This is a genomic window from Hydrogenoanaerobacterium saccharovorans, from assembly GCF_003814745.1.
Classification (GTDB): Bacteria; Bacillota; Clostridia; order Oscillospirales; family Ruminococcaceae; genus Hydrogenoanaerobacterium; species Hydrogenoanaerobacterium saccharovorans.
Genome location: NZ_RKRD01000002.1, coordinates 110,953 through 132,862, shown reverse-complemented (window position 1 = coordinate 132,862; position 21,910 = coordinate 110,953). Strand labels below are relative to the sequence as shown.

The following is a 21,910-nucleotide window of genomic DNA, read 5'->3' as shown; positions in this document are numbered from 1 at the left end:
CGATTCAGTTTATAACAGCCTGCACGATGATCGGGTGGCTTCGGAGGGGCAACCCCTCCGAAGTTTCCGATAAAAGCCTTAAGATTTCTGTTGACCGTCTACTGAACTATGTTTGTTCTGCTACTTACAGCTGAACAAACTGTCCGTCTTTTACAGTAACTTTAACAAATGCTTTCTGAACGTCACCAATCTCGTCAAATTTGGTCTGACCGGTTACGCCGGGGTAATCGATATTCTGCAATGCTTCTCTTACTTTGTCGGTTTCGGTTGTGCCGGCAGTTTTGATAGCTTCAAGCAGCATGCCGACAGAATCGTAAGCCTGAGAGGTCAAAGCGCTGGGTGCAGTGCCGTATTTCTCTGTAAAAGTATCAACATATGTTTTGATTTTGGGGTCGCTGGAGCCGGAGAAGAAGATTACCGGGAAACGTACGCCCTCAACTGCTTCGCCGCCCAGCTCAAGGAGTTGCTGGCTGTAGGAGTTGGAGAAACCAACAATTTCGATTGCAGGGTCAACCTGTTTGTACTGTTTTGCAACAGGTGCAACCAAGCTGTACATACCAACGCAGATAACAACGTCTGCACCGGCAGCTTTCAGTTTAGTGATAGCCGGGCTGTAGTCGTCAGAACCTTCCATAACTTCTTCGTGAGCAACCAATTTAACGCCGTCTGCAGCTTTCTCTTCGATTAAGCCTTTTACAACAGCCGATGTAGAGGTACCCCAGTCGGTTTTAATGGAGATGATACCGATGTTCTTTTTACCCAAATCGTTTACAGCAATATCCAAGCCTGCAGCTGCCTCTACACTGATAACGGTATTGTTACGGTAGATGTAGTCGCCGATGCCGGAATAATCGGGGTGAGAAGCAGACGGAGAGATTTCAATAACTTTATTCTCTTCGTAAGTGGGAGCAGCAACCATGCAAACGCCGGATGCAAAGTGACCGATAACGCCTACAATTTCTTTGTCGCTGACAATTTTCTGAGCGATGGAAGCAGCTTCCTCGCCAGAGTTTTTATCATCGAATGCAACAATCTCAACTTTTTTGCCAAGAACGCCGCCTTCTTTGTTCCACTCTTCTGCTTTCATTTCAGCAGCATTGAGGAACCCTTTGCCGTACTCTGCGTTGTCGCCTGTCATAGGGCCTGCTACAGCAATTTTAACAACACCGCTTGTTGCTGGTGCCGAGCCGCCATCAGCCTCTGATCCGGATTCTGCTTTAGAAGAATTATTAGCAGCGCCGCAGCCTGCCAGCATGGATACCATCATAGCAATTGCCAGGATAATGCTTAATGCTCTCTTCATAATGCTCTTGATTGCTCTACGTACGGTTTTCCGTACCGATGATTGAGCAATCTTCTCCTTTCGTTTTTTGATATTCCTTTGTTTCTTAAGGCTCTTTTCAACGGGCTGCGCATAAACAGATTTTGCGTTATCCCGTGAACAGATAAAGTTAGAATGCGTGAGTGCCGGGAATCGTTTTTAAATTCCTATATGTTTAGTATGTTATGAATTATATTCCCGGGTAACATTGATGTCAATTAAAACTTAATCGTCAATCATGATTTTTAGTATTTCCTCATCTGTCACCTGCATGCCGTCTTTTGCCAATCTTGAAACACTGTCGATGGTGCCTTCGACACCGTCTTTTACAATACCTTCGCCCGATTTAAAGCCTCTGCTCTGCATTGTCATATAGCAGGCAAGCAGCGCTGCGTCCAGGCTGGATGCGATTTTTGCGGCACAAGAAGGCTTTGCTCCGTCACACACAATACCGGAGACATTTGCCAGCGTACTGGTGATGGTTTGCGAAATTTCTTTTATGCCGCCGCCATACAAATAGGTGATTCCTGCACCTGCACCTGTTGCCGCACTCACCGCACCGCAGTAAGCAGACAGTCTGCCAATTTTTGTTTTTTGATGTATCGCTATCAGGTTACTTACACACAATGCACGGTAAAGCCTTTCTGTGGTTACCGAAAGCTCTTTTGCATACTCGATAACCGGCAGCGATACCGTCATACCCTGATTGCCGCTGCCCGAGTTGATAACAACCGGCATTTCACAGCCGCCCATTCTGGCGTCTGAGCCGGCAGCTGCTGCCGCTTTGGCACGAACCTTAACATCATCGCCGTAAGTGCTCAGCAAGGTTATGCCGATGTTGGCGCCGTAAATTTTGTTTAGCCCCTCTTTGGAGATCGCGGTGTTGTACTCCACCTGTTTTGCAAGTACCTCTTTGATGTCATCGATAACGACAGTGTTTGCAAATTCAATAATATCTTCTACATTGAGGCAGCTGCGGTCGGTTTGCCCATCGTTATTTTCTTCTTGACTGTGGGGAACATCCAGCAATACTTCGTCATTCTTCTCAATACGTACAATGCCTGTATGGGTGTGAATAATTTCTACCATTGAGCTTTGGTCGCCCTTGTACATACGAACAATGATATGAAGTTTTGCAGGAGTATTGAGAATTTTCTCTTCGCAAACGTGTTTTTGAATCATCGTTTTTGCCAAATCGAGATGTTGTTGTGTAACACCGGTAAGCACCTCGAGCTCTTTGCTTGAATCGCCGCCTACTGCACCGATGATTGCTGCCGCTTCAATGCCGCGCAGGTCTTTCGTAGTAGGAACGATTACGCCTTTTACATTTTTAATAATGTTGCCGCTGCACTCTGCAACAATTTTTTCTGGCATTGTGCCGAGTACTTCACGAGCTTTTGCTGCTGCATATGCAATTGCAATCGGCTCAGTGCACCCTAAAGCGGGAATGAGTTCTTCTTTTAAAATGTTGACGTATTTCTGATACTTTTCTTTACTGATCGACATGAACGCTGACCTCCAGTGTCTCATTTTGATACCTTATGTTTTCTTCTCTAGTCTCAGTATATTCACAAAAAATCTGTATTTCAACATGTTTTTATGCATATTTGATATTTTCTCATAGTAAATCAATTGTAGTTGTGTCCTATTGTGCATTATACTTACGAACTGTGTCGATAACGGTAGTGAATTTCACAGTTTGTATCATTTTGACACAAAAATTTTTGTTGAAATTTAAAGCTCTGCTTTGGATAACTTGTAATATTTACCGTTATTTTGAATAAATATCCTACTTGTTTCTAGGCAAATCGCAAAATATCATCGCTGTTTTTTTCAATTTTTCTCATTATTTCCCCTCAATATTACTTGATGTCTTAATATTTGATTTGAGAACAATTTGTCTCATTTTAAGATTTTGCACCCAAACATAATACCTGCAAGTAAATTTAGAGCTTTCTATCTGCTTGATTACATGTTATTATAATAATGTAATATTTTGGATTTTTGCAATGAAGTGAAATCATACATCTAAAAACAGAAAGGCGGTATAAAAATGGCAAATTGGTGGAAAGAAAGTGTAGTCTATCAAATTTATCCCCGCAGCTTTAAGGACAGCAACGGCGACGGTATCGGCGATCTACAGGGAATCATCTCAAAACTCGATTATCTTAAAGCGCTGGGAATTGATGTACTCTGGCTTTCTCCTATCTACGATTCCCCCAATGATGACAACGGCTATGACATCCGCAACTATCAAGCAATCATGCAAGAATTCGGCACAATGGCGGATTTTGATGAACTGTTGCAGCAGGCGCACCATCGCGGAATTAAACTGGTGTTAGACCTTGTGGTGAATCATACATCGGACGAGCACGTTTGGTTTGCCGAAAGCCGCAAAAGCAAAAACAACCCTTATCGCGATTATTACATTTGGGGCGACGGTAAAACAGACGGTAAACCGCCAAACAACTGGGGGTCGGTGTTCAGCGGCAGTGCCTGGAAGTATGATGATGCAACAAGGCAATATTACCTGCATATGTTCTCGCAAAAACAACCCGACTTAAACTGGGAAAACCCAAAAGTACGCAATGAGATTTATAACATGATGGTTTGGTGGCTCGACAAGGGCATTGATGGGTTCCGTATGGACGTAATCAATATGATTTCTAAAGAGCAATCTTTTCAGGACGGCGAGACATACGGCGGACTTTACGGCAACCCGTCTCCTTATATAATCAACGGCCCGCGCGTGCATGAATTTTTAAAGGAAATGAACCAACGCGTTCTTTCGAAATACGATGTTATGACCGTAGGCGAAACACCTGCCGCAACTACAGAAGATGCGCAGCGCTACACCGGTGAAAATGAGCATGAACTGAATATGGTGTTCCAGTTTGAGCATATGGGGCTGGAAGCAGCAGGCGGCAGCAAATGGACTGACCGACGCTTTCGCCTGACCGACCTCAAACAAGTATTTACAAAATGGCAGAAGGGGCTGGAGGGCCGCGGATGGAACAGCCTTTATTGGAATAACCACGACCAGCCGCGCGTGGTATCTCGCTTTGGCAATGACAAAAAATATTGGGCGCAATCGGCAAAAATGCTTGCAACCTGCCTGCACATGCAGCAGGGTACCCCTTACATCTATCAAGGGGAAGAACTGGGAATGACCAATACGGTGTTCCATTCCATTGATGATTGCCGTGATATCGAAGCCATCAATGCGTACCATGAAATGACGACGCAACAGGGTGTTTCGCCCCAAGAGATGCTTTGTTACATCAACCGCATCAGCCGCGATAATGCACGCACCCCCATGCAGTGGGATAGCAGCGCGTTTGCAGGGTTTTCAACCGCAGAGCCGTGGATTGCGGTAAACGAGAATTATAAGCGCATCAATGCAGCGGCGCAAGTGGAGGTAGAAGGCTCTGTTTTCTCTTATTATCAAAAGCTCATCCAACTGCGGCATCAATATCCCATCATTGTTTATGCCTCTTTTGACCTGCTTTTGCCCGAAAGCGAAGAGTTGTTTGTATTTACCCGCACACGCGGCGAGCAGCAACTTTTAACCATTTGCAGCTTTGCAGAGCAAAACGTGGAATATCATCTGCCGCAACGCTTTGCCGACGATGAAAAACAACTGCTAATTGCCAACTATCCCTGCGAGCCGTGCACCGAAAAAATTACATTACGGCCGTACGAGGCAAGAGTTTATCTGCATAAGTAACCCCCCACTTATATTATTCGACAGCAAAGGGCATTTTTGCACAAATTATGCAAGAATATTTGTCACATCATTCAAAAATATTTATATTTTCTTAACATCTTTACGTTGTAAGCCTTGCCTGCCTGTCTTTAATCAGTTATAATGAATAGTACGAAGAAGAAAAATTCATTGGCATCCGGCACAAACCCGGTAGTTTTGTGCCGGACAAACTACTATTTTTAAAAGGAGGACTTTTATGAAAAAGGTATTGAGTATGCTGCTTGTATCGGCACTGGTGCTTGCAATGTTTGCGGGCTGCGGTGCACCGCAAAGCAACGGCAACAAATTCATTATGGCAACAGGCGGTACATCCGGTACATATTTCCCGTTTGGGGGTGCAATCGGGCAGGTTATCAACGGGCATGTAGAAGATGTTGATATCACCATCACTTCGTCCGGTGCATCTACCGAAAACCTCCGCCTCATTTCATCGGGCGATGCGGACCTGGCAATTGTACAAAATGACGTGCTGGACTACGCTGTGAACGGCACTGAACTTTTTAAAGAAAAAATCGGCGGGCTTACCGCAATTGCAACCCTTTACCCCGAAGTAGTTCAAATCGTTGTAGGCAAAGACAGCGGAATCAACTCGATTGCAGACCTGAAAGGCAAAAAAGTTTCTGTTGGCGATGTTGGTTCGGGCGTTGAAGCAAACGCAAAACAGACTTTGGAAATGTACGGAATGACCTTTGAAGACATCAAAGCACAGCACCTTTCATTTAAAGAATCCGCTAGCACTTTTCAAGATGGTCAAATCGATGCATTTTTTGTATCGGCAGGCGTGCCAAACACCGCTATTGTAGAGCTGATGGTTTCTCAGCCTATCAAACTGCTGGGCTTTGAAGATGATAAGCTTGCTGCTATGATTGAAAAATACCCGTTCTACACCGCATTTGAAATTGGCAAAGATGTTTACAACACCGATGCACCTGCAAAAACACTTGCTATTAAAGCTACCCTCATTGCAAGTGAAAAACTTAGCGAAGATGTTGTTTATAACATGACGAAAGCATTGTTCGAAAACCTGGGCGAACTGGGCGAAGCACATGCAAAAGGTAAAGAAGTTGCTTTGGAAACCGCATTGGGCGGTATTTCTACCACCATTCATCCCGGAGCACTGAAATATTTTAAAGAAAAAGGTATTGCCTAAACGAAAGGCGCACCCATGAAACAATACGTTAAGTGGGCGGGACTTCTCCTGCCCGCTTTTTCCGTTTTAATTATCATCATTTTACTGTTTTTACCGCTCTTTCCGCCCAGCTTGCTGGTGGTTTCGCAAGGCAAGGTTTTGGGGGAGTACCCTGTGCAGGCAGACAATTTTGAAGTACAGTTTCGCCATTCGGTCAACAAAGGGTTGATACGCGAAGTGTACAAGATCGACGCAGAACGCCTTACCATCACATTGGATAAAGGCTATTTTGAAAGCTACGGTGCAGGCATGATAGACACTGTACCACCCGAAGTGACCTATTCTTCAGACGAGCAATTTGTCATTTTGGATTTTGCCGATCATTATAGGCACCAAATTGACTATACAGCGGGGATTGTATCGCAGCACATGTTTTATTATGAGGATAAAAGCCTTGTTTTGTACAAACTCGCTCCGCGCAAACCAGTTGCAATAACCGTTCGCAAAGCCAGCGCTGTTCAGCGGCTGCTGGGCCTTTGCCAACAATTAATAAACCAACGAAAAGGGTGATCGATTTGTCCGATACCAAAAAAGATACCAACACTGTTCCTTCGGTTAACCCCGACGCTCTCTTGGCTGATATTGATAAAGAATCTGCTTACCGTAGATTAAGCGGTTCGTGGCACTTGATAATAACGGTACTGCTGATAGCATTTTCGCTCTTCCAGCTGGGAACCTCAATTTTAGGTACACTGCCCGCACAGCTGCAAAGAATGGTTCATTTGGGCTTTGTCATGCTTTTAGGGTTTTGGCTTTACCCCGCAACTTCAAAAGGCGACCGCAACAAAATGCATCCGCTTGATTTTGTTTTAGGATTGGCATTTGTAGGTATTGCGGGATACTATATCATCAACTACAAAGACTTGGTGGCACGTTCGGGTGCGTATACCACGCTCGACCTGATTATCGGCGCAATCGGCATTGTATTAGTGCTTGAGGCTTGCCGCCGCATTGTCGGCATCCCCATTGTGGTGATTGCATCACTGTTTATTCTCTACGCTTATTTCGGGCCTTATATGCCCGGATTTATGAATCATCGCGGCTACGGCATATCGCGTATTATTTCCCATCTGTTTTATACCACCGAAGGGATTATGGGTATGCCTCTCGGGTTATGTGCAACCTTTATTTTTCTGTTTATTCTGTTCGGCTCGTTCCTTGAAAAAACCGGTATCGGGCAGTTTTTCATCGATCTATCCAACGGAATTGCAGGCTTTTCGGCGGGCGGCCCCGCTAAGGTTGCCGTACTTACCAGTGCCCTGCAGGGTACTGTCTCGGGTTCGTCGGTTTCCAACACGGTAACAACCGGTTCATTCACCATCCCGCTGATGAAATCGCTTGGTTATTCGCCCGAGTTTGCAGGCGCAGTTGAGGCGGCGGCATCCACCGGCGGGCAAATTATGCCCCCTATTATGGGTGCGGCGGCGTTCCTTATTGCCGAGGCTGTGGGCGTAAATTATTTCGATGTAGCAAAAGCAGCTATCATTCCCGCTATACTCTATTTTTCAGGTATTTGGATTATGGTTCATCTTGAGGCTAAAAAGTTGGGGCTCAAAGGTGTTCCGCGCGAAAAACTGCCAAAAATTTGGCCTTTGCTGCGCGATAAAGGGCATTTATTGCTCCCGCTGGTAGCAATCGTCGCCCTGCTGATTATGGGCAAAACTCCTACTTTTTCTGCACTCGGCGGTATTGCCGCCTCGATTGTAGTGCCGTATTTAAGAAAATCCACCTGGGTACCTTTTAAAGAGGTAGCTTCGGCATTGGTATCGGGTGCAAAAAACACTATCGGTGTTGCATGTGCATGCGGGGTTGCAGGCATCATCGTAGGTGTGGTTACGCTCACCGGTTTGGGGCTCAAACTGGGTGAAGGGCTGTTCTCGCTAACAGGCGGTTTAATCTTGCCAACCCTGTTCTTTACCATGATAACCTCTTTGGTATTGGGCATGGGCGTACCTACCACCGCAAACTACTTGATTACCTCTGTCATTGCGGCACCCATTATTATGAAACTGGGTGTGCCTGCGCTGGCTGCGCATATGTTTGCGTTTTACTTTGGTATTCTTGCCGATATCACCCCGCCGGTCGCTTTGGCTGCCTATGCCGGCTCTGCTATTTCGGGGGGCAATGCATTTAAAACAGGCTGCAATGCCACAAAGCTTGCCATCGGAGCATTCATTATTCCGTATATCTTTGTGCTGTCACCTGAGCTTATCCTCATCGACACCGTTTGGTACGAGGTGATTCAGATTATTTGCACCTCACTGATTGGTATGCTGGGTGTAAGCGCATGTATGACGGGTTACCTCATGGGAAAAACTGCTTGGTGGGAGCGCATCCTCTTGCTGGCAGGCGGTTTGATGCTGATTATACCGGGGTTGATTACCGACTTGTGCGGTATCGGTCTGGTAGGCGGTGTAGCTGCATTCCAGTATATTACATACCGTAAACTTAAAACAGTTCAAGTATAAGCAACGCTGCAAAAGCCATCCGTAAAAGCGGGTGGCTTTTTTGCGCTCTGTCGTTGGCATTTAAAAAAGAGGACGGGGTTATCCGTCCTCTTTTTCGTTGGGTTTTTGTGCGGTACAGATGTAAATTTCTTCGGTTACCTGTTGGGCTGTTTGCAGTTGTTCAATTGCATCGGTAACTTTGTTAAACAGCACCGTGTACATTTTTTCGTAGTCTGCCATATTATCACTTCGGTATACGAATATCTCATCTTGGGATATAATTCAATATCTCGTTTAGAGATATATTAGCATGTAGCTTGAGGTGGTTCTATGTTCTATCATCGTTTAAAAGATTTAAGAGAAGATACTAGCCTGGGGCTAACTTTATATATTTTCAATAAAGAAAATGTTAAAAAGTCTTTACAATATTTGAAAAAGTGCTATACTACAAATGTAAAAACAATTTTACATTTACAAGGAGTGTTTGATATGAAAAACTTATTTAAAAAAGCAGACGAAATGGAGATGGCAATTTATTTTAAATCAATGAAAATTTCTTGGGTATTTTTAGTGCTTACTCTCTCAATATGGGAAGTTGTAGAACTTGCACGCGGTAACCATGAAAGCCCCGTAATTTTATTAGTGGCATTGCAAGGGGCAATTTTTTGGTTCAGCAAATTGTATTTTACACATAAAATAACCAAAGAAGAAAAGCATCATGAGGAATGAAATTAAACAATTAAGAAAGGCGAAAGGCTTACGCCAAGAGGATTTAGCTGATTTGTTGGGAGTTACAAGGCAAACCATACTTGCAATTGAAAATGATAAATACAATCCTACTCTTGAGCTGGCTATGAAACTTTCGAAATTCTTAGAAAAGCCTCTTGAAGAGGTGTTTTTTTTAGATTGAATGCACAGGCATTGGTGTAACATAGGCAAAGGCATCATCGGGTCAACGATAATGCCTTTAAGTCACCCTCTATATTAACTAGGTGTAAGTTTAAAAGTTCATACTCTTTATAAAGCGCATCAAATTGTCGATGGTAAGTGCCATATCGCTTTTGCTGCGCTTTTTTGCCTCTGAAAAATCAACGGCAACGCGGTTGATGCTGAACACCGCCGACACCCCCTCGCTGTATGCCGCTTCGATGTGATCACCAATATCGCCAACCACTGCAATCAGCGGTACCCCCACTTTTTTGGTACGGCGCGCCACACCAATCACCACCTTGCCGCGCAGGCTTTGGTCATCAATTTTACCCTCACCGGTAAACACAAGGTCTGCACCCTGAAGCAGGCTGTCAAAGCCCACTGTATCCAGTACCGTTTCAATTCCCATCTGCAAACGCGAGCCGAAAAACGCAACCATTCCTCCGCCCATACCACCTGCCGCACCTGCCCCCGCAAGCTGTGCAATATCCGTACCAAGTTGGCTGCGAATCACCTCTGCACCCGCTTTGAGCTGAGCATCAAGGTACTCTACCATCGCAGGGTCTGCCCCTTTTTGCGGTGCAAACACATAAGCCGCACCGTTTTTTCCGTACAAAGGGTTATCGATATCACACATGGTAATAATTTCGATATTCTTCAGCTCAGGCAGTAATCTGCTTGTATCAATATGTGCGATTTGAGAGAGATTTTCACCCACCGGTACAAATTCATTGCCATCTTTATCGGCAAAGCACACACCCAACGCCGCTGCCGCACCCGCCCCTAAATCATTGGTCGCACTGCCTCCAAGCCCAACAATCATTCTTTTACAGCCACTGATTGCCGCATGTGCCATCAACTGCCCAACGCCGTAGGTGGTGGTTTTGTGTGCCTGGCGGTTTTCGCCCACAAGGGGCAAACCGGCACAAGCCGCCATCTCTATCACCGCTGTGCTGCCGTTGTCTATTACGCCGTAAAAAGCCTCTATATCCTGCATATAAGGGCCTTTTACCGTTACGGCTACGCGCTTACCGCCCACAGCTGCAAGAAACGAATCTACGCTGCCCTCGCCACCGTCGGCAACGGGGATGGAAATCACTTCCGCATCGGGGTAATAGGCACGAATACGTTCCTCCATAATCGAACAGATTTCGGTTGAACTCATGGTACCTTTAAAAGAATCGGGGATTAATAATATCTTTTTCATAAATTTCACCTTTATTTAGCCGAAAAGCCGGACAGAAAATGTCCGGCTTTTCTGTGTTCTGCAACGCGAGTGTGGATGTGTTGGAAGATTTATTTGTGTCAGATGATAAACAAGGAAAGAACCCAAATGAAGATAATTGCTGCAATACCCATCAGTAAAGTGAGCATAGTCTGCGTTTTGTAACCGTCCTGCGGGTTCATCTCACCAAAGTTGGTAACAACCCAGAAATACGAATCGTTTGCGTGCGATACCGTCATAGCGCCCGCACCAATTGCCATTACGGTAAGTGCCGCCGCCAACGGCGTGGTAAGCCCAAGTGCCTCCATCATCGTACCTGATTCGGCAAACGAGCCCATGATACCCGCAGTTGTGGTAATGGCAACGGTAGATGAGCCCTGCGCCGTTTTTAAAATCGCTGCAATGATAAACGGGAAGAAGATACCGATTGTGGAGAGGAACGAAGCGTTTTCTTTAATGTAGTCGACAAAGCCTGCAGTGGTAATTACCTTGCCGAGCACACCGCCCGCCGCTGTAACAAACAGGATAGGGCCAACTGTTTTGAGCGTTTCGTCGGTTAATTCGCGGAAATCGCCCATTTTATTGGTAGATGCAAGCAGGCCAATTCCAAACAGCAACCCAACGGTAAGCGCAATGATGGGCGTACCAAGGAAGGTGCAAAGTTCGCTTGTCATCCCCTGCCAGCCCAGAATGGCTGAAACAGAGCCCAACGCCATCAGAACAATGGGGAGTATAATCGGCGCGAACGACATAAACGTGCTTGGCAGTTTACCGTATTCTTTTACCAATTGCTCATAAGTTTTGACTACTTCTTTATCGTCAATTTCATCTTTGGATTTTACTTTTTTACCAATGTATTTTGCAAAGAAATAAGCAACAATCAGGCACGGGATAGAAACCAGTGCGCCCATTCCGATTACCAGCAGCATATTGGCGCCAATACCCAAAGTACCTGCAGCCGCAATCGGCCCCGGTGTAGGCGGAATAAATACGTGCGAAATATAAAGGCCGCCCGAGAGTGCCACCGTCATAGCCACGCTTGACGTCAATGTTCTTTGACGGATTGCTTTGCGGATTGGGTTGAGAATGACAAAGCCACTGTCGCAGAAAACGGGAATAGAAACAATCCAGCCCATCAGCAATATGGCAAGTTCAGGGCGTTTTTTGCCCACAACCTTGATGACCGCATCTGCCAGTTTGATAGCACCGCCTGTTTTTTCAAGATACAAACCGATCAGCGCGCCCAAAATGATGACAATACCGATGCTTGAAAATGTGCCGCTAAAGCCTGCGCCAATGGTGGAGGGGATCTCTTTGAGAGGAATGCCCACAACAATGGCAAGCAACAGTGCAATACCCATAATGGCTAAAAACGGATGCAGCTTGAATTTGGAGATTGCGAGTATCATTACAATAATTGCAATGACAAAGGTAACGATAAGTGTGATACCGGTCATAGTAACTACCCCCATCAAGTAATAATTTGTGATGCGGCATACCGCCCGCAGCCGCCCAACTGTCATTTTACACAAAATTTTATAGCAAAACAGTTGTTCACTATCATTATTGTATAGCATCTATAACAGTCATGTCTATATTACCGTTACCACAATTATTGACAATTTTATGTTACTCAAAACAAACGTATAAAAAATACGCAAGGCAAGTTGTGCATGTTTATCAATACAGCAGCAATTCATCGCGGTTTTCGTTGTAAAACTGGATTGCCATGGTAAACAGTGCCGCATTCGAAAGGCTGCGGGGGTCGTATCCTGTAAGCTCATGTAGTTTTTTCAGTTTATATTGCAACGTGTTTTTGTGTATAAACAGGCGTTGTGCTGCAAGCCCTATCGAGCCGTCAACATCAAAAAATGCCTGCAAAAGGGGCATCCAGTTTTCAATTTCTTCCGGTGTACAGCCCCGAAATACTCTGCGCACAAATTCTTCTTTGGTTGCCTTTGGAATATCACCCATAAACAGCTCCACATTGATGTCGTTATAAAAACGCGGCTTTTTATCAGAAGAGGACACACATGCCCGCAAAGCTTTTTCTGCTTTGATGTAGGACTGGTGTATTAGGCTGTAACTTGCCGCTCGGCTGTCTATCCCAATTGCGAGGCGCACCTGGAACGCACCATATACCGTGCGGGCAATCTGCTCCGCAAGCCTGTTCATTTGTTCATCGGGGCAATCGGGTACCAAACAAACGAACTGAAACGCCGTTTTCATAAATACACCGCCGCTTGTCTGTTCCATCATATGCCTTACCGTTTTATTCACATTGTCAATCAGCCGCTGCCCTTCCGGATTATCGCTGTAATTTTTTAATTCTATAATCGATGCCACCAGTACACGGCGGGGTACCGTGATATCTATCCCCAGCTCGATACCGCGCTCGATAAAAGGCTGATTAAAATTGCCTGCATCGCCAAAAACCCACTCATCCAAAAAGCGGGCACGAATGCGGTCATCAATCTTTTTTTGTTCTTTGGCACTGGTGTCAAGCAAAAGAATCTCAGTCATTTTTTTAATAATCTGCCCGTATTTTACCACCTTTTCGCGTTCGCCCGTAATACCAATGACCCCGACTACCTCGTTTTGAAAGACAATGGGCAGGTTGATGCCTTTGCGTGTGCCCTCGTACTCACTGTTGTTTTGCACGATGAGTTCTTCCAGCTTATTTGATACAACCTGCGCCGCACCGGCATGAAATGTGCCCAGCCGCTCTGGGTCAGTGCTTGCGATGATGATGCCCCGCTCGTCCATCATATTGACATGCTGATTGATGATACCGCTGATTTCGGTGACAATTTTCATTGCATTATCCTTGGATATTTGCATGAATTTACCCTCCTTTGCTGTACTGCTTGCCGATTATTTGGTAGGATATCAACCGAGATTTCATATTCCCAACACATTTGGGTGTTATGTTATGCTAAGTATAACATGATACAGTAGAATAAAACAGGCAAAAAGCCGATAGCGCTTGACGAACCTTATGGTTTCGTTGTATGCTTATAGTACAAATACTGATATCTCCATCTAGACTCGATAGAAATAGTTTAACACTGCTAAAGGGACGGTAATACCGTCCCTTTAGCAGTTTCATAAGTAGTTTTGGGCGTATCGTCTTTAGTCCATGCATCTTTTCTTTTGCCTGCGCATAGAATAATCATTAGCTCTCAAAAGAAAAGGAGGCGGTACTATGGATAAAAACAACCAAAACCATCAAACGGAACCTCAGAAACTATCGGATGACATCACCCCGCTCCATTTCGATTGGTTCCATGTGTCCGGTGATTTGGATGACTTCATCTTTTACGGGGAGGATGATTCTTATGTCAGCGAACGATAATGATTCTTCATACTAAAAGCCCCGATGAACCAATTCGTCATCGGGGCTTTTTATGCTTAAATGCGCAATTTTACAAACAACATAGGGCATACAAAAAACGTAATAAACGCAATCATCGCATATTCTAAAGCATCAAACAGCAGGGTAGCAGGCAAAACCATTTTGAGTAATAACTTGGCGGCTATTAACACCGCCAAACCCAATGCTTCGCGCTTAAGTTTTCCACCAAGTGTCAGGTAATCGGTTGAAAACTTTACATAACGGTGCTCCAACGGCACTGCCACAGCAAAACCCAACAGCATTCCATAACTTTTGGCAAAATCGGCATCTGCCAACAAAATTGCAAGCGGTAAAAATATTGCCGCCGTAAGCAGATACACCCGCTCACAGCCATCGCGGTTGATGTTGGTAAACAGCAGGTACCCGCCGATAGAAACTGCAACGCCCAGCAGCAGCCCTGCCAGTACGTCTTTGGGCCAATGTACACCAAGGTACAGCCTTGAAACTGCCGTCAGCACGGTGAGCAACAGCGCACCCGCAGTAATCCACGTACGGCGCACACGCCATGCATAAGAGCAATAAAGCGTTGCTGCCGTTTGCGTGTGCCCGCTTGGGAACGAATTGCCCGTGGCAGTTTCGGGGCGCAAGGTGCGAACGCCCTTTTCACCTATGGGGCGGGGGAGCTTAAATATATTTTTAACAAGCCCGTTTATATTCAGCGAGAGCAGCAGTGTAAAACTCATATACTCGCCGGTTTCTTTATCCCATAACCAATATACAACGGTGAGCACGATAATCGCGGCTATCGGCTCGCCCAGTATGGTAACAGCAATAAACAAATAATCCAATACCGGGTTGGCAATCGCTTGGATTGCGAGTAACATTTGCAGTTCCAAAACCTCAGCTCTTTTCGTAACTTATACTTATTGCAGTTTGTTCATCACAAGCCCTGTAATCAGCTTGGGGTAAAAATAGGTGCTCTTTTGGGGCATTTTTTCTTTTGCTTCCGCAACCGCCGCAATCTCGCTTACACGGGTAGGGTTGATGATGAACGCACAGTTTGCTTCACCGCCGTCTACCGCTTCGATTGCCTCATCAAAATCGCGGGTATAGCGCAAATTCACCTGATTTGCCATGTTTTCTTTATCAATGCCGAAAATACGCTCCAACACAAGGGTATGCAGGATAGAGACATCCAAATTTTTATATGCTTCGCTCATTTCGGGCAGCAATTCAGTCATCACTTTATCGTCTTTAAGCGTTAACTGGCGCCACTCTTTTTTGCCTGTATAAAGCACAAAGCTTTTTTTGCCTTGGTTGTACTTTTCCTCCAAAGGCGCCTGCATATCACCCTGTTTCGTTTCGATATCAAAATACTGCTCGCAAGCATGCAGCACAGCTTGCTCATCAAAACTTGCCAAATTTTTTACAATGCGGTGGGTGGGGAACACCACAAGCCCTTCGTGCTCCATATTCACGAGCATCATCATCACATAGTTGCCGAGGTGGCTGTCATCGGTAATAACGCCCTGCTCACGCAGATGATTACGAAAGTTCAGTGCGGTTTCGTAACGATGGTGCCCATCGGCGATATATGCCTTTTTGTCCTCCATCAGCTTGGCAACGGCGTTGATCTCTTCTTGCTCATATACGCACCACAGGCGGTGAACAATACCGTCCTCCGCAGTAAACTCCACGTCCGGTCTGCCGGCGGAGAGTCGCTCTATTATAGTTGCTACTTTTCTATTTTCATCAAAATACAAAGAATAAATTTGGCTAAAGTTGCAGTAGGTACTGCTCATCAGGTTAAATCGGTCTGCTTTTGCCTTGGACAAAGTTTCTTCATGCGGCAGAATAATTTCTTTTTCGAATTCTTCCAGCTTTACCAGCGAGATAAAGCCCTTGACACGCTTGGTTTCACCTTTAACGGTAAATTCTTCTTCGTAAAGATAGATGCCTGCCTTATCGTCTTGCGCAAGAACGCCCTCGGCAAGCCACTCTTTTAAGGTTGCACCCGCTGTTTCGTAAGGGGTTTCGCCACGGGGCAGCTCCAAACGAATAATATTATGCTCGTTTGCAGCAATGTACGCCTTGCGCTGCTCTTCACTTATAATGTCGTACGGCGGGCAGCAAAGGGAACTGATTGTGCCTGCTTTTTGCGTGTTAAAGCGCATTGCGCGAAACGGTTTCACTTGTAACATATTCTGCACCTCATAATCAAATTTAACAATACCTTACCTATTATTTTAGGTTGTTTTCTGCAATAGTCAAGAAAAACAGCGCATGTACCTGCTTTTTTGACATAAAAACGTATAAAAGCAAGCGTAAACTGTAAACATCTCATATTATTTTTAGGTGCTCACGGTGCTCAAAAGCAGCCCAACATCATCACCGCTGTTTCTTGCGCGAGCACGTTCCGACCGCGTACTGTTTTATCAGAAAAGAATAATACTTGCGGTACGAAAGGTTCAACCCAAATTGGGTTTTATGCGCACAAAATACGTGTTTTGTGGTATAATAACCGCAACGCGGTTATTATACCAGCTTTATGCGCCGGGCAGTTTGCTCGCGCCGCATGCTGCCGTTCCGATGCGCTATCATACCACAACCGCGTTGCGTTTGTGGTATACTAAAACACAATTTCCAAAAGGACGGGGTTGGATAATAGTACAGAAAAATATACATACTTATGGTAATACAAAACAAACACCATCGATAGGATTTGTAGATTTTACAGTTTTAATTACAGCATCATGGTATAATATGCCTATATTTTGTTTATGATTGGAATGGGACAACATGGATTTGATAAAACAACTCACTGCCGAATTCAAACTGCGCGAACAGCAGGTGGAAAACACCGTCAAGCTGATTGATGACGGAAACACCATCCCGTTTATCGCACGATACCGTAAAGAGCTTACCGGCTCGCTGGACGATCAGGTTCTGCGCGAACTGTTTGAGCGTCTTACTTATTTGCGCGGTTTAGAAAAACGCAAAGACGAAGTACGCACCTCCATCACAGCTCTGGAGCAAATGACCGAAGAAATAGAAAAAGCCCTTGCAGATGCCAAAACCTTGTCTGAGGTGGAGGATATTTACCGCCCTTACAAACCAAAGCGCAAAACCCGCGCCAGTGTGGCGAAAGAAAAAGGGTTGGAACCACTTGCGGTGAAGATTTTACTGCAAGAGCCGTCGTTTCAACCGCAAACTGCGGCTACCGAATACATCAACGAAGAAAAAGGCGTTGCCACTACAGAAGAAGCGCTTGCCGGCGCGCAAGATATTATTGCGGAAATGATTTCGGATAACGCCGACTGCCGCAAGCTGCTGCGCCAATACATGTTTAAGTTTGGTATGGTAAAAACGGCGGGCACCAAAGACGATATGGGCGTTTACGAAATGTACAACGAATATTCGGAGCCGGTAAACCGCATTGCAGGGCACCGCGTGTTGGCTATTGACCGCGGCGAGCGCGAAGATTTCTTGAAAGTATCCATAGCGGCAGATAACGATGTGTGCAAATCCATTTTATTCCGCCATTACATCAAAGGCGAAAATTCATCTTCCGCCATTGTAAAAGCCGCCGCGGAAGACGGCTACGACCGCTTGATTTTCCCTTCGCTTGAGCGCGAAATCCGCAGCCAGCTTACCGAAACTGCAGCGGAACAGGCAATTAAAGTGTTCGGTTTAAATCTGCGCCATCTGCTGATTCAACCGCCTGTAAAAAACTCGGTAACTTTGGGGCTTGACCCCGGCTACCGCACCGGCTGCAAGCTTGCGGTGGTAGACGCGACGGGTAAAGTGCTCGAAACAGGCGTCATCTACCCCACATTGGGCAGTGCGGGTAAAATGGAAGAGGCAAAGCGCATCACAAAAGCATTTATACTAAAACATAAGGTTACCACCATCGCGATTGGCAACGGCACCGCCTCGCACGAATCGGAGGTATTCATTGCCGACCTGTTAAAGGAACTGGACTGCCAAGCCGCCTATATGGTGGTAAGCGAAGCGGGTGCTTCGGTATATTCCGCTAGCAAACTTGCCGCGGAAGAATTCCCCGAATACGATGTATCGCTGCGCAGTGCGGTTTCGATTGCACGACGTTTGCAAGACCCTTTGGCAGAACTGGTTAAGATTGACCCCAAGGCAATTGGCGTAGGGCAATACCAGCACGATATGCCCAAAGCTCGGCTGGATGAGAGCCTGAACGGCGTGGTGGAAAGCTGTGTAAACTCGGTTGGCGTAGATGTTAACACCGCCTCGTTTGCACTGCTGGCACATGTCGCAGGTGTCAACAGCGGCGTAGCAAAAAACATCGTCGCTTTCCGCGAAGAAAACGGCGAGTTTACCGAGCGGAAACAGCTGTTAAAAGTACCCAAACTGGGCAAAAAAGCTTTTGAGCAGTGTGCAGGGTTTTTACGCGTAATCAGCGGGAAGAATATTTTGGATAACACCTCGGTTCACCCCGAAAGCTATGATGCGGCTAAAAAGCTGCTGGAGCTTTGCGGCTATACACTCACCGAGGTAAAAAACACTCAAATAAGTGAACTCCGCGAGCGTGCCGAAAAAATTGGTATGCCAAAGCTTGCCGAACAAACGGGTGTAGGTGTGCCTACCCTTAACGATATCATCTCAGAGCTGCTCAAGCCCGGGCGCGACCCGCGTGACGAACTGCCCAAACCGCTGCTGCGCACCGACGTAATGTCCTTGGAAGATTTAAAAGAGGGCATGCTGCTGGACGGCACCGTCCGCAATGTCATCGATTTTGGGTGCTTTGTAGATATCGGCGTACACGAAGACGGGCTGGTACACATTTCTGAAATAGCCGACCGCTACATCAAGCACCCATCCGAGGCGGTAAAGGTAGGCGACATCGTCAAGGTTCGCGTGCTTGGGGTAGATTTAAAACGCAAACGTATTTCTTTAAGCATCAAGCAAGCTGTGGGTTGATAAAGTTTTTCTAAATTGAGCACCGTTACTTTATTATTTAAAAGCACGATAAGAAAGGAGACAGCCGCTTAGATGAATCTTCGTAAAATAGATAGGTACGCCTTACTGGTTTGGCGTATGCGGCTGTGTGTGGCTGCACTGGTTCCCTCCTTTCTTACAGCACTGTTTTTTTCACCAACCAGGGTTCTTTGGCTGCTTATCACAGCTTTGTGGTTAACCGCTTTTCTCGTTATGTTTCTATGGTATTATCCACTGAAATACCGCAAGCTCAGCTATGCAGCAAACAGCGAAGTTTTGGTTATCAACTGCGGCGTAATATATACCAGACGTAAATCTGTGTATGTTAAAAACATACAGTATATCTCTTTGGTAACACTGCCTCTGGATAATCTTTTTGGCCTTTGCATGGTATTTTTCCACGTTGCAGGCGGCAATGTGTATCTGCCGGGCGTTCGCATCAGCGATGCTCTGCTGCTACGGGAGATGCTTACCCCAACAATTATGGGGGAGGACTGCGAATGAAACCGTTTCGTGCTCACCCCATTATGATATTAGAACACTTATGGCGTTACGGGTATCTGCTCATCATCCCGCTTAGCCGCGGTATTATTGCAGGGTGGCAAAACAACTTTAAAGGTTGGCTACGGGGCGCGTGGCTCGATTTGCTGGTGCTGTTTGTCATTTTGCTGCTTGCGGTTTTGCGTTGGTGCTTTATCACCTGCCAGCGTTTGCCTGACGGATATTATTTAAGAGGCGGAATCGTTTGGCACTCCAAAAGTTTTATCCCGCAAGATCGTATTGACACACTCGCTGTCACCTATCCGTTTTACCTCAAACCTTTCAGTGCCGCGCGCCTGCGTGTTGATACCAAAGCAGGTAACTTTAAAAAAGCCGATGTAAAGCTGACCTTATGGCGCCGCGATGCACAGGCAATGTTTGAAGACCGCGAGCAGCGTTATACAGGGGAGAGCTACCTCACCCGTGAATACAGCCCGCGCGGCATTTATATTGCAGCACTTTCGGCTATTCTATCAAACTCCTTGACAGGAGTACTGTTTTTTGCCACATTTATTAAGCAAACAGGTAACTTACTGGGCGAAGAGTTTAGTAACCGTATTTTTGGTACATTTGAAAAATTTACAAAAATGATGGCATTCGGTATCCCTCCAGCGGCGGCAGCCATCGCCTATTTGGTGATGTTCGGCTGGCTGTATACGTTTTTACGCAACCTTATCCGCCATAAAAATTTTTGTGCACGCAGAGACGAAAACTCATTGAGCATTACTGGCGGCATTTTTACCAACCGCAAATATTCCGTTGCAATCGATGCGGTTAACTATGTGGACATTCGGCAAAGTGTCCTGACAAAAATGCTGGGGTTGTATTCCGTTTTTATTCATGCGGTGGGGTTCGGTAAGGCAAAAGACGATGTTTCGGCACTTATTCCCGCATCCAATTCGCACGATTTGATGCATCATCTCGATTTGCTTTTACCCGAGTTTAAGCTCACCAAACGGCAGGCAAAACCAAACTTGGGTGCTTTGTTCCGTTTTCTCAACGATGCATTTTGGTTGTGCTTGCTCCTACCGCTGTTGACGTATATTATGATAAAATGGTTTCCGTCATGGAAAGAATTTACCCTTTGGGTTGGATTTATGAGCTGCCTGCCCGCATATCTTTTTTTGACGGTGCGTATTATCGATTTTTTAACATCGGGGATGGGGCGGCACGGGGGCAGTTATACATTGCGCTACTCCAGCGGCTTTTACCTGCATACCGTAATGATGCCGTGTGATAAGGTGGCAAGCATTACCCTACGGCAAAGTATTTTTCAAAAGATGGACAACAAATGCGATGTGCTGATTTATTCTATTTCTGAAAAAAGAAAAAAGCATCACATTCGTAATATTGATAAAACACAGGCAATACAAATACTGGATATTCAGCTAAAAGATTACGGGGATTAGCCCTTGGGGAGGCATATAACTATGGACCAAGAAAACAACCAAGATAACCAAATTGTACCCAACAACCAATCATCTCAACAACCGCCCAAACATTGTGTTCGCTGCGGGGCGGCTTTGCACGGCCGTTTTTGCAGCCTGTGCGGGTTGGCGGAGGATGCCACACCGCCTCCGCAATACATACCCGTAGCGCCGCAGAAGAAAAAGCTCAAAACCTCTACCATTGTGCTGATTGTACTTGCAATTGTGGTGGGGATTGCTTTGCTTGTGGGCGGGTGCTCGGCACTGTTTATCTTTGCCGACCGTGCAGGTACTTTTGAACCAAGTGTCCAAGAACCATTTGATGCCCCACCAAGCGATGATTTCAGCTTTGATTTTGGGTATTCCAACGAAACAAAATACTCCCGCGTAGATGTACTCAACACAGCCCGCAGCCCGGGCAGCATTGACACCATTGCACCCGAGGGCAAAGAATACCTTATCGTGAATTTACGCATCACCAATATCGGCGACAACATCATTTCTTACGATACCGCCGATTTTGAACTGTGCAACAGCAGCGGCAATTTGGTGCCTGCGCAATACACCAATATTGATGCGCCCACCGCCCTTGGTCACGGCAGGCTGCTCCCCAGAGGCGCAGTCGAAGGCAGCGTGGTGTTTCTAATCCCCAAAGGCGAGCTCAACTTGGTACTGTATATGAACGACTACGAAAGCACCATCAGTTTCCCTATCATATAACCTAAAAATATTTGGCATG

At 45.8% G+C, this 21,910-nt stretch carries 19 protein-coding genes; 11 read left to right on the top strand and 8 right to left on the bottom strand.

The window, feature by feature from the left end; genetic code table 11:
- Positions 1-124: 124 nt before the first annotated feature.
- Both EDD70_RS10675 and EDD70_RS10670 read right to left on the bottom strand, forming a co-directional pair.
- Positions 125-1,303 carry an ABC transporter substrate-binding protein gene (locus EDD70_RS10675; RefSeq protein WP_205408613.1) on the bottom strand — a complete coding sequence of 393 codons (1,179 nt, stop codon included), beginning with the start codon at positions 1,301-1,303 and terminating at the stop codon, positions 125-127.
- Positions 1,304-1,546: 243 nt separating this feature from the next.
- Complete coding sequence (locus EDD70_RS10670; protein WP_092755040.1) at positions 1,547-2,827, bottom strand: L-cysteine desulfidase family protein; 1,281 nt, start codon at positions 2,825-2,827, stop codon at positions 1,547-1,549.
- Positions 2,828-3,374: 547 nt separating this feature from the next.
- Between EDD70_RS10670 and EDD70_RS10665 the strand changes: the two genes are divergently transcribed.
- The 4 genes from EDD70_RS10665 (at position 3,375) to EDD70_RS10650 (ending at position 8,744) form a co-directional block, all read left to right on the top strand.
- On the top strand, positions 3,375-5,048 hold the full coding sequence (locus EDD70_RS10665) for an alpha-glucosidase (protein ID WP_092755036.1): 1,674 nt from the start codon (positions 3,375-3,377) through the stop codon (positions 5,046-5,048).
- A 235-nt stretch (positions 5,049-5,283) separates the two neighbouring features.
- Positions 5,284-6,237 (top strand): TAXI family TRAP transporter solute-binding subunit, encoded by a 954-nt coding sequence (locus EDD70_RS10660; protein WP_092755033.1) that lies wholly within the window; start codon positions 5,284-5,286, stop codon positions 6,235-6,237.
- Between the two features lie 15 nt (positions 6,238-6,252).
- Entirely contained in the window at positions 6,253-6,786 is a 534-nt protein-coding gene (locus EDD70_RS10655) for a DUF1850 domain-containing protein (protein ID WP_092755030.1), read from the top strand.
- A 5-nt stretch (positions 6,787-6,791) separates the two neighbouring features.
- Positions 6,792-8,744, top strand: a complete 1,953-nt coding sequence (locus EDD70_RS10650; RefSeq protein WP_092755027.1) for a TRAP transporter permease — start codon at positions 6,792-6,794, stop codon at positions 8,742-8,744.
- A gap of 78 nt (positions 8,745-8,822) precedes the next feature.
- Here EDD70_RS10650 and EDD70_RS14955 read toward each other — a convergent pair whose 3' ends face one another.
- Complete coding sequence (locus tag EDD70_RS14955; protein WP_162840898.1) at positions 8,823-8,963, bottom strand: hypothetical protein; 141 nt, start codon at positions 8,961-8,963, stop codon at positions 8,823-8,825.
- A 90-nt stretch (positions 8,964-9,053) separates the two neighbouring features.
- Here EDD70_RS14955 and EDD70_RS10645 point away from each other — a divergent pair, with 90 nt between their 5' ends.
- Both EDD70_RS10645 and EDD70_RS10640 read left to right on the top strand, forming a co-directional pair.
- The gene (locus EDD70_RS10645) at positions 9,054-9,452 is read left to right on the top strand and encodes a hypothetical protein (RefSeq protein WP_092755024.1); all 399 of its coding nucleotides are present in this window, start codon (positions 9,054-9,056) and stop codon (positions 9,450-9,452) included.
- Positions 9,442-9,633: a helix-turn-helix transcriptional regulator gene (locus tag EDD70_RS10640; RefSeq protein WP_092755021.1), complete on the top strand. Its 192-nt coding sequence runs from the start codon at positions 9,442-9,444 to the stop codon at positions 9,631-9,633. The genes EDD70_RS10645 and EDD70_RS10640 overlap by 11 nt, the downstream gene beginning before the upstream one ends.
- A gap of 90 nt (positions 9,634-9,723) precedes the next feature.
- On the opposite strand, the gene EDD70_RS10635 is transcribed toward EDD70_RS10640, so the two are convergent.
- The 3 genes from EDD70_RS10635 to EDD70_RS10625 form a co-directional block, all read right to left on the bottom strand.
- On the bottom strand, positions 9,724-10,860 hold the full coding sequence (locus tag EDD70_RS10635) for a glycerate kinase family protein (RefSeq protein ID WP_092755018.1): 1,137 nt from the start codon (positions 10,858-10,860) through the stop codon (positions 9,724-9,726).
- 98 nt (positions 10,861-10,958) lie between these two features.
- Complete coding sequence (locus tag EDD70_RS10630; protein ID WP_092755015.1) at positions 10,959-12,335, bottom strand: GntP family permease; 1,377 nt, start codon at positions 12,333-12,335, stop codon at positions 10,959-10,961.
- A 223-nt stretch (positions 12,336-12,558) separates the two neighbouring features.
- Positions 12,559-13,719, bottom strand: a complete 1,161-nt coding sequence (locus EDD70_RS10625; RefSeq protein ID WP_092755013.1) for a CdaR family transcriptional regulator — start codon at positions 13,717-13,719, stop codon at positions 12,559-12,561.
- 364 nt (positions 13,720-14,083) lie between these two features.
- Here EDD70_RS10625 and EDD70_RS14950 point away from each other — a divergent pair, with 364 nt between their 5' ends.
- Positions 14,084-14,233, top strand: coding sequence for a hypothetical protein (locus EDD70_RS14950; protein ID WP_162840897.1), 150 nt, complete (start codon positions 14,084-14,086; stop codon positions 14,231-14,233).
- A 56-nt stretch (positions 14,234-14,289) separates the two neighbouring features.
- On the opposite strand, the gene EDD70_RS10620 is transcribed toward EDD70_RS14950, so the two are convergent.
- Complete coding sequence (locus EDD70_RS10620; RefSeq protein WP_092755011.1) at positions 14,290-15,129, bottom strand: phosphatase PAP2 family protein; 840 nt, start codon at positions 15,127-15,129, stop codon at positions 14,290-14,292.
- A 27-nt stretch (positions 15,130-15,156) separates the two neighbouring features.
- Complete coding sequence (locus EDD70_RS10615; protein ID WP_092755009.1) at positions 15,157-16,434, bottom strand: DUF1015 domain-containing protein; 1,278 nt, start codon at positions 16,432-16,434, stop codon at positions 15,157-15,159.
- Positions 16,435-17,032: 598 nt separating this feature from the next.
- On the opposite strand from EDD70_RS10615, the gene EDD70_RS10610 reads away from it, so the two are divergent.
- From EDD70_RS10610 to EDD70_RS10595, 4 genes are all read left to right on the top strand, one after another.
- Positions 17,033-19,186, top strand: coding sequence for a Tex family protein (locus EDD70_RS10610; RefSeq protein WP_092755005.1), 2,154 nt, complete (start codon positions 17,033-17,035; stop codon positions 19,184-19,186).
- Positions 19,187-19,258: 72 nt separating this feature from the next.
- Entirely contained in the window at positions 19,259-19,708 is a 450-nt protein-coding gene (locus EDD70_RS10605) for a PH domain-containing protein (protein WP_092755003.1), read from the top strand.
- Entirely contained in the window at positions 19,705-21,153 is a 1,449-nt protein-coding gene (locus EDD70_RS10600) for a PH domain-containing protein (RefSeq protein ID WP_092755001.1), read from the top strand. Before EDD70_RS10605 ends, EDD70_RS10600 begins: the two co-directional genes overlap by 4 nt.
- Positions 21,154-21,174: 21 nt before the next feature.
- Positions 21,175-21,891, top strand: coding sequence for a DUF4352 domain-containing protein (locus tag EDD70_RS10595; RefSeq protein ID WP_092754999.1), 717 nt, complete (start codon positions 21,175-21,177; stop codon positions 21,889-21,891).
- Positions 21,892-21,910: the final 19 nt, after the last annotated feature.